Source organism: Enterobacillus tribolii, assembly GCF_003363015.1.
Lineage (GTDB): Bacteria > Pseudomonadota > Gammaproteobacteria > Enterobacterales > Enterobacteriaceae > Enterobacillus > Enterobacillus tribolii.
In genome coordinates, this window is the sequence record NZ_QRAP01000011.1 from 15,696 (window position 1) to 28,920 (window position 13,225).

Sequence of the window (13,225 nt, forward strand, 5' to 3'; positions counted from 1 at the left end):
AACAAGGGGAAAACCGGGGCCATACGGCCCCGGATAGGGGCTACATAGCCCAGAAGATCACGGCCAGTAATTGTGGCGACATAATACGCAGGAACATCGCCAGCGGGTACACCGTGGCATAGGAAAGCGCAGCCGCGCCGCTGGTGGCGTGCAGGTTATTCGCGAAGGCCAGCGCCGGCGGATCGGTCATGGAGCCGGCCAGCATCCCGCAGATGGTCAGATAGTTCATTTTGGCCACCATGCGCGCCAGAATGCCTGCGGTCAGCAGCGGAATGGCGGTAATGAATACGCCGTATAAGATCCAGGTTAGGCCGTCGCCGTGCAGCAGGGTGTCAAAGAAATTCCCGCCGGACTTCAGGCCCACCACGGACAAAAACAGCACGATGCCCAGTTCCCGTAGCGCCAGGTTGGCGCTGGGCGGCATAAACCAGTACAGCTTGCCAATGCTGCCGATACGGCCAAGAATCAGGGCGATAACCAGCGGCCCGCCGGCTAACCCCAGCTTCAGCGCCGCCGGGAAACCGGGGATAAACAGCGGAATGGAGCCTAACAGCACGCCAAGGCCGATACCGATAAATACCGGCAGCATCTGCACCTGTTGCAGTTTTTGCTGGGCGTTGCCGACGATATCCGCGACGGCGTCGATGGACTGCGGCCGGCCGACCAGGTTCAGGATATCCCCGAATTGCAGAGTGGCATTGCTGCTGGCTACCAGTTCTACGCCGGCGCGGTTAAGGCGGGAAACCACCACGTCATATTTCTGTTTCAGGTTCAGATCGCGGATTTTCTTGCCCAGCACCTGCTCGTTGGTCACCACCACGCGGCTGACCTGCAGCTCCGTGCCGCGGGTTGACAGCGAGACGTCGACTTCGTCACCGATTACCAGCCGAGCCCTTTCCAGATCGGCACGTAGCCCGACCAGATGGATCAAATCGCCCATTTCGACCACCGTGGACGATGAGGGCACCATCAGATGTTCGCCGCGCTTCAGGCGTGAGCAGACCACGCTGTCTTCATTCAGCATCGGAATCTGTTCGATGGTCAGGCCATGCAGGTTGGGGTTGCTCACCGAAATGTTCATGGTTTGCAGCAGTTCATGGCTTTGGCCGTTATGCTCGTCGAAATCTTTGGCTTCGGCCTCGATGTTGACGCGGAAAAAGACCCGGATTAGCCACATCACCAGCAGAATGCCGCAAATCCCGAACGGGTAGGCCATGGCGTAGCCCATCCCCATCTTATCTATCAGCGCCGGGTCGGAGCCCAGATCGCTCAGGATTTGCTGGCCTGCGCCCAGCGCCGGTGTGTTGGTTACGGCGCCGGAGAAGACGCCAAGAATGATTGGCAGCGGCACATCAAACAGCTTATGGATCACGGCGGTAACCAGTCCGCCCATCACCACCATCAGGATGGCGAACCCGTTGAGCCGCAGCCCGGATACCCGCAGGGAGGAAAAAAAGCCCGGGCCAACCTGAATACCAATGGAATAAACGAACAGGATCAGGCCGAATTCCTGGATGAAGTGCAGCATGTCGCCGTTCAGCGTCAGCTGATACATCTGCGCGAAATGGCCGACAATAATGCCGCCGAACAGAACGCCGCCAATCCCCAATCCGACACCATAGATACGCCAGTTACCAATCCACAGACCTAATACGGCAACAAGCGCCAGCATACTCACCGTAAGGGCGATATCGCTCATTGTAAAAACGTCCTTGCGTCAAAGTTGAACGAAACGGCGTAACAAAGCCGAAAATCCCTAACATCATTCAGGATTTCCCTGCGGGTTGCTGTGGCGTGTGCCACAGATCGCAGGGATTATTGACACGTTTCCGCTCACACTGGAATTTTATGAATCAATCACTTCGTGGTGCTGCCGCGCCAGACCACCAGCACTTTGTCATCCGGCGTTTGCCGGTTGAACGCATAATACGCATTTTCATGGAATGAACGCTGCGCCCCCGCACCAATGGCCGGATGCCGGGCGCGGAACTGCCCGAGCGTTTGCCAGTGCCGCACCAGCGCGGCAGAGCTATTCTCCGTATCGTGCCAGTTCATATCCGAGCGCGTGCCCTGAATCGGGTCGGAACCGGTGGGGCCGAATGGCCGGCCGGACTCATCGCCGTAAAAGATCTGTACTGCGCCGGGTGCCAGCAGCAACAGATCGGCAGCGCGCATTTGCTGTGCCAGATCCCCCCTCGCATCATCATGGAAAAACAGGCGGGTATCGTGCGAGGAGAGATAGCTCAGCACGTTGAAGTCCCGTAGTTTTTCCGCCATCTGACGGTATGTGTCGTCAATGTTCGCAAAGCAGGGAAGCGCCCGGGCGGCCTGGTCCTGGAAGTCGAAATTAATCATGGCGTCGAAGCCTGCGGCGTAGTAATCGCTTTTCATCACGCCGTGGCCCCAGGCTTCCCCTGTCATCCAGAATGCGGAAGCGTCCGATGCCTGTTGCGGATTCTCTTTTTTCCATGCCGCCAACGCCTGTGTCGCCTGGGTTTTGAGCTGTTGCCATGCCGCTTTTTCAACGTGCTTGGCGGTATCGACACGAAAACCGTCGATGCCGTACTCCCGCACCCACTGGCTCAGCCAGTGCGTCAGGTAATCACGCGGCGTATAGCCGGGGATTTCCCGCGCGGCGGTGTCGGGTTTGTTGCGGTAGAATGCGGGCAGGCCGCTGGCGGAGGTGGATTCAGTTTTGATGTCCGGGAGAAAGGAAAGCGACATCGTGAGGTCGTCATAGCCGGGCGCATCGTAGCCGCTGATATCCGATCGGATCCAGGCGTGGCCCCACCAGCGGCTCCAGGCGTCAGCGTCATTGAAATTGATCAGATCGTTGAAGCTGTGCCAGGTTTGGCCTTTGCCGGGGCGCCAGTCACCCCAATGCTGCCCAAGGGTTTTAGCGATCCCGTCGCCCTTCAGGTAGAGCGCGCCGAAGTTAAACTGCTGCATATCCGCCAGCGTGGCGTAACCGGTATGGTTCATCACCACGTCGAACAGAATACGGATGCCGCGCCGGTGCGCCTGTTCAACCAGGTTCTTCAGAGCCTGTTCCGTGCCCATATTGGCATCCAGCCGGGTCCAGTCCAGCGGGTAGTAACCGTGGTAGGCGTAATGGGGGAAATCGCCTTTACTGCCGCCGCCGACCCAGCCGTGAATTTGCTCCAGCGGAGAGCTGATCCACAGGGCATTCACGCCGAGCTGTTGCAGATAATCCAGTTTCTCCGTCAGACCGGCCAGATCGCCGCCGTGAAAGGTGCCGATTTCCTGTTCACCGTCGCTGCGGCGTCCATAGCTGTGATCGTTGGCCGGATTACCGTTGTGGAAGCGATCGGTCAGGACGAAATAGACCGTGGCGTTGTGCCAGCTGAAGGGCGCAGCCTGCGACGTCGCGGCGGATTCCAGCAGCAGCAGACCGCCGCTGCGGGCGTCGGGCGTCAGCGTGATCCGGCCTGCTTCAACGGTGGTCGTCTGCCCGGAATAGAAATCCCGCACGCGCTCGCCGTCGGCGAAGGTATGCCCAACGTCCACGGTTATCGGGCCGCCGTTCCCGCGCGGGCAGGTTTCAGCCACGCTTGCGGCGGCGGTCTTCTCGTCCGGCAGCGGCTGTACGCTGAGGGACAGCGTCGGCGTTCCGCTGCGGGTATCGATGCGTGCCTGATAGACGCCGTTGCGGAATATCCGCCATTGCGGCGCTTCGCCGTTTGCGCAGGGTTGCAGGGAGAGCGTCTCACCCAGCTTTACTGCATCCGTGGGCTGCCAGCAGGCATCGCCCAGTTTAAGGCGCAGTGGAAATGCTCCCTTATTCAGCATTGTTTGTGTGCTGAACACCCCCGGCGGACTTTCGGTAAATGCGCCGAACGGCGGAGCGGACCACTGGGCAAACACGGCGGGAGTGAACAAAGCCAACCAGAGCGCAGAACGTTTCATAGGGCACCATCCGGGCAGAGTCAGGGAGATTGACTCAGTGTGCCTGAATTTGCACGAATGAAATCCTCCCCGCAGGGGGCGTAGGCGGACGAAGGAGGGAGCCGGCGGCCCGGCTCCGATGACTTACTTTTTCAGCGCCTCAGGATTGACGCAGTTTTCTTTAACGTTTCCGTGCAATGCGGCGATCAGGTTGTCCACGGCGCAGGCTGTCATACCGTAGCGGGTTTCATGCGTGGCGGAGCCGATGTGCGGCAGCAGTACCACATTGGGCAGGGTCATCAGCGGAGAATCGGCGGGCAGCGGCTCCTGCTCGAATACGTCCAGCCCGGCGGCGGACAGCGTGCCGTCCTGCAACGCCGTTATCAGCGCTTTTTCATCAATGATGGGGCCGCGTCCGGCGTTGATCAGCATCGCGCCGGGCTTCATTTTCTTCAGTTGCTCGCGCCCGATCAGGTGATGGGTTTGCTGCGTTAACGGCAGAATGATGCACACAAAATCGGCCTGCCCGAGCAACGTATCCAGATCGCAGTAACGGGCGGAGAAACGGGTTTCCGCTTCCTGATGGCGCGAACGGCTGTGATACAGAATCGGCATGCCGAAGCCGAAGTGCGCCCGCTGGGCCAGCGCCGTGCCGATGCGGCCCATGCCCAGAATGCCCAGGGTTTTATGGTGTACATCGTGACCGTAATACGGCGGCGTGATGCTTTCTTTCCAGCCGCCGGCGCGGATCCAGGCATCCAGCTCGGTCATACGGCGCGCCGTAGCCAGAACCAGGCCCATCAGGGTATCGGCGACGGTTTCCGTCAGAACCGTCGGCGTATTCATTAATACGATGCCGCGCCGGGTCATTTCTGCGACGTCAAAGTTGTCGTAACCCACGGAGATGGTAGAGGCGGCACGCAGGCACGGCGCTTTATCCAGCAGGTCGGCATCGATTTTTCCGCCGGCGCCGAGCAACCCTTCGGCGTTTTGCAGGGCCTGCAGGAATGCGGGGTAAGTGGCGGATGAGAGTTCATCAAAGGCGGTAACGGAAAAGTGCTCATCCAGCTTGTGGCGCAGCTCTGTGGGGAGGAGGGCTTTATACACTACGATGGCAGGCTTCATGACAGCTCCTTGGCAAAACATCAGCAATCGGGAATAAACACGAATGATTGATAATAGCAGCCATGGCGGCGAAGCGTTCAATGGGATGAGGTAAAAAAAGGAATAATAAAGTGAAAATAAAGAACAAAAGGAAATATTAACGGTTAGCGTAAACGAAGCATACCGTTAATATGCTTCGTTTGAATGAATGCTATTAGCTGAAAAAACTGAACAGCGCAGCGCACAATACTGCCGCAATCGCAGTCTGTGAGGAATGCCCGGCTGCCGCACTGATTTCAGAGCCATGGGAAACCATAGCCAGCAATGAATCGATCATCATATTTCTCCCTGATTACCGCAGACGATCATACTGAGGCATACCGCCCTGTAAAGAGCGGCACTGGCGTTTTTTTGTGCGCTTGATTGTGTTTCTATCATGATGAAACGAACTATTTACGCAAATCACACAAATATTTTTCTTTTTACTCCATGCCCAGCTCTTTAAGCTTGCGCGTCAGGGTGTTTCGCCCCCAGCCCAACAGACGGGCAGCCTCCTGTTTATGGCCCTGCGTATGGCGTAACGCGGTGGTAAGAAGCGCGCGCTCCATTTCCGGCTGCGCCTCTGATAACAGATCCTGATGACCAGAGCGCAAGGCGCGCTCCGCCCAGAGCGCCAGCAGGGATGACCAGTGATCGGGAGAGCTTTGCCCCTGCGCTTCCGGCACGGTGGTTTCGAACAGTTCGCCGGGTAAATCCTGTATCAGCACCTCCTGCCCGGCGGCCATCACCGTCAGCCAGCGGCAGGTGTTTTCCAGCTGGCGCACGTTGCCGGGCCACGGCAGGCGGGTTAACGCCTGCTCGGTGTCGGGGTGAAGGATTTTCGCTTCCACGCCCAGTTCCCTGGCCGCGTCCTGCAGGAAATAGCGCGCCAGGCGCGGGATGTCCTCGCGACGTTCGCGCAACGGGGGCAAATGGACGCGGATCACGTTCAGGCGGTGGAACAGATCTTCGCGAAATTTCCCCTCCTGCACGCGCAGCTCCAGGTTTTGGTGGGTCGCCGCGATGATGCGGACATCTACCTGTACCGGCGCATAGCCGCCGACGCGGTAAAACTGGCCGTCGGCCAGCACGCGCAGCAGGCGGGTTTGTACGTCCAGCGGCATGTCGCCGATTTCATCAAGGAACAGGGTGCCGCCGTTCGCCTGTTCGAAACGGCCCTGGCGGATTTGATTGGCGCCGGTGAACGCGCCTTTCTCATGGCCGAACAGCTCGGACTCAATCAGGTCTTTGGGAATTGCCGCCATGTTCAGGGCGATAAACGGTTGCCGGGCGCGCGGGCTGTGGCGGTGCAGCGCATGCGCCACCAGCTCTTTGCCGGTGCCGGATTCACCGTTAATCAGCACGCTGATGGACGAACGCGACAGCCGGCCGATGATGCGGAACACGTCCTGCATCGCGGGCGCTTCGCCGATAATGTCCGTGGCAGGGTTGCTGACCGGCTGATTACTGCGTGCCGGCTGCTGCTGTTCCTGGTAATGGCTGATAGCGCGCTCAACCAGCGCCACCGCTTCATCAATGTCGAACGGTTTGGGCAGATAATCGAAAGCGCCCTGTTGATAGGCGCTGACTGCGGCGTCCAGATCGGAATGCGCGGTCATGATGATCACCGGCAGCATGGGATGACGCTGCTTGATTTGTTTTAGCAACGCCAGCCCGTCAATGCCCGGCATACGAATATCCGACAGCAAAACGTCCGGCGTACGCGTTGCCAGGGCTTCCAGCACCTCCTGCCCGTTTTCGAACGCCTCACAGGCCAGATTGGCGCCGTTCAGCGCGCGTTCGAGCACCCAGCGAATGGAGCTGTCATCGTCAACAATCCAGACTATCCCCTGTTGCATAGCCACCTCATCACTCTTTTATCCGCGGCGGGTTCTATTTGCGTATCGGCAAATAAACCGAAAATTCGGTATGACCCGGCCAACTGTTAAATTCTATTTTTCCCTGATGCTGATCGATCAAACTTCTTGCAATCGACAGGCCAAGCCCGGTGCCGCCTTCGCGTCCGCTGACCATCGGGTAAAACAATGTGTCGTGCAGGCTGGCCGGAATGCCGGGGCCGTCATCTTCAATGTCGATGCGCGCCGCCAGGCGATAACGTTCGCCATGCAGGGTAAGCTGGAACGCCGTGCGGGTTCTCAGCGTAATGGTGCCGCCGTTCCCGCCCAGCGCCTGTAAGGCGTTGCGCGCGATGTTCAGCAGCACCTGCTCGATTTGCTCCGGATCGAGAGTCAGGTCCGGCAGGCTGGGATCGTAATCCCTGACCAGGCTGACGTTCTCCGGCATTTCCAGCGCCACCAACTGATAAACCCGTTCCACTACCTGATGAATGCTCAGGGTGATGCGTTTTCCCGGATGCTGGGGGCCGAGCAGCCGGTCCACCAGATTGCGCAGCCGGTCGGCTTGTTCAATGATCACGCGGGTATATTCGGTCAGCGCCGGATCGGGCAGTGCTTTGGCAAGCAGCTGCGCCGCGCCGCGTAATCCGCCCAGCGGGTTTTTGATTTCATGCGCCAGGCCGCGCACCAGATCGCGGGCGGCAACCTGTTGTGAATGCTGGAGCTGTTCCTGGCTCAGGCGGCGCTGGCTGTCCATTGGCGACATTTCCAGCATGATGAAGCCTTCTTCAAGCAACTGGGCGGTCAGCGTCATGATGTGGGCATGGCCGTCCACCACCAGGGTGACTTCATTATCGGTAAAGCCCTGACCTGCGTTCAGGCTGTCGTTCATCATCGCCGTGTTAAGCGAGAAGTAACCGATCAGCTCCGGCAACGGCGTGCCGAACAGCTTGCGCGAACTTTGCGCCAACAGTTGCTGGGCAGCGGGATTCGCGTAGCGAACGGTGAGATCGCGCTCCAGAACCAGAACGCAGGTGATCAATGAATTGAGAATCTGCCCAGCATCGGGCAGCGTGCCTGTTGCCATACCGCAGACTCCTGCACTGTTTTGGTGCAATTGAATTTACCGCACTGTACCACGCCCGTTATGTCCGGGTCATGCAATATGGGGGCAATGTTGTTGCGGGAGAAAAAAACCCATCCGAAGATGGGCTGAAAAGTTTCCACGGCAACAAAAACATCTAAACAGATTGTTTGCTGTCTGATGCCGGAACCGTGAGATACCGGCATCAGCGTTACTCTGGTTTACACGCTGTAATACAGCTCGAACTCAACCGGGTGCGGCGTCATGCGAACGCGCTCCATTTCAGCGTGACGCAGCTCGATGTAAGCATCGATAGCATCGTCGGTGAATACGCCGCCGCGGGTCAGGAACTCGCGATCTGCGTCCAGCGCTGCCAGCGCTTCATCCAGGGAACCGGCCACGGTCGGGATTTCTTTAGCTTCTTCCGGCGGCAGGTCGTACAGGTTTTTATCCATGGCATCGCCCGGATGAATTTTGTTGATTACGCCGTCCAGGCCGGCCATCAGCAGTGCGGCGAAGCACAGGTACGGGTTGGCAGCCGGGTCCGGGAAACGTACTTCGATACGGCGTCCTTTCGGGCTGGCGACCACCGGAATACGGATGGACGCAGAACGGTTACGGGCGGAGTAGGCCAGCATAACCGGGGCTTCGTAACCCGGAACCAAACGCTTGTAGGAGTTGGTGGTCGGGTTGGCCAGCGCGTTGATTGCTTTGGCATGCTTGATCACGCCGCCGATGTAGTGCAGCGCGGTTTCTGACAGGCCGCCGTATTTGTCGCCGGCAAACAGGTTGGTGCCGTTTTTGGACAGCGACATGTGGCAGTGCATGCCGGAACCGTTATCGCCAAACATCGGCTTGGGCATAAAGGTGGCGGTTTTGCCGAATGCGTGGGCAACGTTGTGCACCACGTATTTGTAAATCTGAATCTCATCCGCTTTCTTGGTCATGGTATTGAAGCGGGTAGCCACTTCGTTCTGACCGGCGGTAGCCACTTCGTGGTGATGCGCTTCCACCACCAGACCCATTTCTTCCATGGTCAGACACATGGTAGAACGCAGATCCTGTGAGGAATCAACCGGCGGAACCGGGAAGTAGCCGCCCTTCACGCCCGGACGGTGGCCTTTGTTGCCGCCGTCGTATTTGGTGGAAGAGTTCCAGGCGCCTTCGATGTCGTCGATAGCAACGTGAGAGCCGGAGATGCTGCTGCCGAAGCGGATATCGTCAAACAGGAAGAACTCCGGTTCCGGCCCGAACAGCACGGTGTCGGCGATGCCGGATGAGCGCAGGAAATCTTCCGCGCGCTTGGAGATGGAACGCGGGTCGCGGTCGTAACCCTGCATGGTGCCCGGCTCGAGAATATCGCAGCGGATGATCAGCGTCTGATCTTCGAAGAACGGATCCAGCACTGCGGTGCTGGCGTCCGGCATCAGGACCATGTCGGATTCGTTAATGCCTTTCCAGCCGCCGATAGAGGAGCCGTCAAACATTTTGCCTTCTTCAAAGAAGTCGGCGTTTACCTGATGAGCGGGAATGGTCACGTGCTGCTCTTTACCCTTGGTGTCGGTAAAGCGCAGGTCGACGAATTTCACTTCATGCTCATTCAGCATCGTTAATACGTGTTCAGCGGACATACTCTTAACTCCCGGTTGCCTTAACTCGTCTTGCAACGAATCCTGGTTATTGATGATGGTTTAAAGACCCAACCCTGATGCTTTAGGTTAAAGCTAAAACCATGCCAACTTTGCTAATACCCGGAAAAGCGCTTATTCTGTGCGCCGACCGGTAATGTGATTCTGCACCATAATAGCCTTATGCACCAATATGGTGCTTTTTCTCACTTACCTGCACCAAGAATGTGCAAATTGATTAATCTTGCGTCGTTATGCACCGTGAATAGGATCACAATCCCGTCTTTTTACTATTGTTTATAAGAGAAGGCTGTGATCTTGTTTCAGTCCCTCGCCTAATACGTGTACAATAGCGCGCTATTTCTAATGCCTGAGGCAAATCTGTGATCGAAAATCTGCGTAACATCGCCATTATCGCGCACGTGGACCATGGGAAAACCACCCTGGTTGACAAGCTGTTGCAACAATCCGGCACGTTGGGCGACCGCACCGACGGTACCGAGCGCGTAATGGACTCCAACGATTTGGAGAAAGAGCGTGGGATAACCATCCTCGCGAAAAATACCGCCATCAATTGGAACGATTACCGCATCAACATCGTTGACACCCCGGGGCACGCCGACTTCGGCGGCGAGGTGGAGCGTGTGATGTCTATGGTTGACTCGGTGCTGCTGCTGGTCGACGCAATGGATGGTCCGATGCCGCAGACCCGTTTCGTCACCCAAAAAGCGTTCGCCTATGGCCTGAAGCCGATTGTGGTCATCAATAAGGTTGACCGTCCGGGCGCGCGTCCGGACTGGGTCGTCGATCAGGTCTTCGACCTGTTCGTCAACCTGGGCGCTACCGATGAGCAACTGGACTTCCCGATCGTTTACGCGTCTGCGCTGAACGGCGTGGCGGGTCTGGACTATAACGAACTGGCGCCGGACATGACGCCGCTGTTCGAAGCCATCGTCAAGTACGTGGAAGCGCCGAACGTGGATCTGAACGGTCCGTTCCAGATGCAAATCTCCCAGCTGGACTACAACAACTACGTCGGCGTTATCGGCGTGGGCCGCATCAAGCGCGGTAAAGTGAAGCCCAACCAGCAGATCACCATCATCGACAGCGAAGGCAAGCGCCGTAACGGTAAAATCGGTCAGGTGCTTGGTCATCTGGGCCTGCAGCGCATCGAGAGCTCGGAAGCGGAAGCGGGCGACATCGTTGCCATCACCGGTTTGGGCGATCTGAACATTTCAGATACCCTGTGCGACGTGAACAACGTTGAAGCGCTGCCGCCGCTGAGCGTGGACGAGCCGACCGTAAGCATGTTCTTCTGCGTCAACACCTCGCCGTTCTGCGGTAAAGAAGGTAAGTACGTGACTTCCCGTCAGATCCTCGAGCGCCTGCAGAAAGAACTGGTGCACAACGTGGCGCTGCGCGTGGAAGAAACGCCGGACCCGGACGCTTTCCGCGTTTCCGGCCGTGGCGAGCTGCACCTGTCGGTACTGATCGAAAACATGCGCCGCGAAGGTTACGAGATGGCGGTATCCCGCCCGAAAGTTATCTTCCGCGAAGTGGATGGCCGTACCCAGGAGCCGTTCGAGCAGGTGACGCTGGATATCGAAGAGCAGCACCAGGGTTCCATCATGGAAGCGCTGGGCCTGCGTAAGGGCGACCTGCGCGACATGCTGCCGGACGGCAAAGGCCGTGTGCGCCTGGACTACATCATTCCGAGCCGTGGCCTGATCGGCTTCCGTACCGACTTCATGACCATGACCTCCGGTACCGGCCTGCTGTACTCCACCTTCAGCCACTACGACGATGTGCGTCCGGGTGAAATCGGCCAGCGCCAGAACGGCGTGCTGATCTCCAACGGCCAGGGCAAGGCAGTCGCCTATGCGCTCTACAGCCTGCAGGATCGCGGTAAGCTGTTCCTCGGCCACGGCGCGGAAGTCTATGAAGGCCAGATCATCGGTATTCACAGCCGTTCCAACGACCTGACCGTAAACTGCCTGACCGGTAAGAAGCTGACCAACATGCGTGCTTCCGGTACTGACGAAGCCACCACCCTGAGCCCGCCGGTGAAAATGTCGCTGGAGCAGGCGCTGGAGTTCATCGATGATGATGAACTGGTTGAAGTTACGCCGACCTCTATCCGTTTGCGTAAGCGTCACCTGACAGAAAACGATCGCCGTCGCGCGAATCGCAGCAGCAACGCGTAATACGTATTGCTGAATGCGTTGAATAAACGGGCTTAATTGCCCGTTTACTTTTTTTAGCGCCAGAGTTTAATTCCCATCTCTGTTGTGAATATATAACCAATAATTTATTTTATGAATAAATAATCCATTTTGATTTTTTACCCATCAGCGGATTTTTGTTGATTAGCTTATGCTCTCGCTATACCGTGTAATAACCGTCTGCGCGTATATTCACTATAACAGGGACAAGCTAAATGGTATGGATCCGGTTCATCGTATTATCTTGTGTTATTTTTAATCTTTCCGGATGTCTGATGACAAATATTCTTTTAAAACATCAGCGGGAATATACGCAAGAAGTCAGGGCGCTGAACTGGAATATTAAAGACCTGGATGATAAACGTCCTTCCCCCCGCTATTATAATGCCTCGCCTGCGGCTGTCGCCGTTTTAAAAAAATATGATCGTGAAGACTATTATCAGGCTTATAAGGACGCTTTGCCTTTGGCGCAAAGCGGTGACCCCGTTGCACAGGCGTTAGTCGGCGAAATGTACAGTGACGGGAAGGGATGCAATAAAGATAATTACCGTGCGTTTGAATGGGCGATGAAATCAGCCCGGCAGCTGGCGCCCCAGGGGCAGTTTATGCTGGGGTTGTTCTATCGTAAGGGGCTGGGCACTCCGCGTGATTATGCCAGTGCCATAAAATATTACGGGCTTGCGGCGGCGCAGGGGGATTATCGCGCCCAGAACAACCTGGGTAATATGTACTTTAACGGCGATGGCGTAGAAAAAGACAGACGCAAAGCGTTTGAGTGGTATCAAAAGGCGGCGAATAACGGCAGCATCAGCGCGCGGACTAATTTAGCCGGCATGTATTACGGGGGCGATGGCGTCGTAATAAACCGCAATGCCGCCGCACGGTGGTACTTTAGTGCCGCGCCGTATGACAAGGATGCAAGAGGGATGCTGGAAGAGATGTATGCCTCAAAGAAATTTACGCCGTCGCCGGACTGGTTTATGAAGATGGCTAAACAGGGAAACGCGAAAGCTTATTATAATCTGGGCGTACTCAGTGAGCTGGGAATTAATACCCCCGAAGATCCCGTGGAAGCGTATAAATGGTTTGTATTAGCAAATGCCAAAAAACGGATTGAAAGGCTTGAACGCGAACTGAACACTCAGCAGATTCTTGACGGACAACGGCGCGCCAAAGTGTGGCAGGAGAGTTGGGTGAAGAAATAGTATTTCCGGGAGATATCTGATCGCCTGTGGCTTCGGATAACTCTCAAAATATAGGCAGGATGATGTTTGCGCCAATGATATTGATTTTGCCGTTTCCCTGATGCATCAATAAACCCCCCACCTGTGGCGGGGTTTTATTTTACTGGCGTTTATCCGCTTTCCTGTGTGCGACGCTAAAAAA

The 13,225-nt window shown here is 56.8% G+C and carries 9 protein-coding genes; 2 read left to right on the forward strand and 7 right to left on the reverse strand.

The features are described 5' to 3' along the window. Positions 1–40 precede the first annotated feature (40 nt). The 7 genes from C8D90_RS18690 to glnA all read right to left on the reverse strand — a co-directional run bounded on the left by C8D90_RS18690 (position 41) and on the right by glnA (position 9,620). A complete protein-coding gene (locus tag C8D90_RS18690; protein WP_115459986.1) occupies positions 41–1,699 on the reverse strand; it encodes a putative transporter in 1,659 nt (552 codons plus the stop codon). Positions 1,700–1,857: 158 nt separating this feature from the next. Continuing rightward, entirely contained in the window at positions 1,858–3,927 is a 2,070-nt protein-coding gene (locus C8D90_RS18695; RefSeq protein ID WP_115459987.1) for an alpha-amylase, read from the reverse strand. 123 nt (positions 3,928–4,050) lie between these two features. Next, positions 4,051–5,031, reverse strand: a complete 981-nt coding sequence (gene ghrB / locus C8D90_RS18700) for a glyoxylate/hydroxypyruvate reductase GhrB (protein ID WP_115459988.1) — start codon at positions 5,029–5,031, stop codon at positions 4,051–4,053. A gap of 193 nt (positions 5,032–5,224) precedes the next feature. Then, positions 5,225–5,347, reverse strand: coding sequence for a YshB family small membrane protein (locus C8D90_RS22020; protein ID WP_147291388.1), 123 nt, complete (start codon positions 5,345–5,347; stop codon positions 5,225–5,227). 145 nt (positions 5,348–5,492) lie between these two features. After that, complete coding sequence (gene glnG / locus C8D90_RS18705) at positions 5,493–6,908, reverse strand: nitrogen regulation protein NR(I) (RefSeq protein WP_115459989.1); 1,416 nt, start codon at positions 6,906–6,908, stop codon at positions 5,493–5,495. Between the two features lie 34 nt (positions 6,909–6,942). Then, a complete protein-coding gene (glnL, locus tag C8D90_RS18710; RefSeq protein WP_115459990.1) occupies positions 6,943–7,992 on the reverse strand; it encodes a nitrogen regulation protein NR(II) in 1,050 nt (349 codons plus the stop codon). Positions 7,993–8,210: 218 nt separating this feature from the next. Continuing rightward, positions 8,211–9,620 (reverse strand): glutamate--ammonia ligase, encoded by a 1,410-nt coding sequence (gene glnA, locus C8D90_RS18720; protein WP_115459992.1) that lies wholly within the window; start codon positions 9,618–9,620, stop codon positions 8,211–8,213. A 380-nt stretch (positions 9,621–10,000) separates the two neighbouring features. On the opposite strand from glnA, the gene typA reads away from it, so the two are divergent. Continuing rightward, the gene (gene typA / locus C8D90_RS18725) at positions 10,001–11,821 is read left to right on the forward strand and encodes a ribosome-dependent GTPase TypA (RefSeq protein WP_115459993.1); all 1,821 of its coding nucleotides are present in this window, start codon (positions 10,001–10,003) and stop codon (positions 11,819–11,821) included. A gap of 233 nt (positions 11,822–12,054) precedes the next feature. Next, a complete protein-coding gene (locus tag C8D90_RS18730) occupies positions 12,055–13,044 on the forward strand; it encodes a tetratricopeptide repeat protein (protein ID WP_115459994.1) in 990 nt (329 codons plus the stop codon). Positions 13,045–13,225 lie beyond the last annotated feature (181 nt).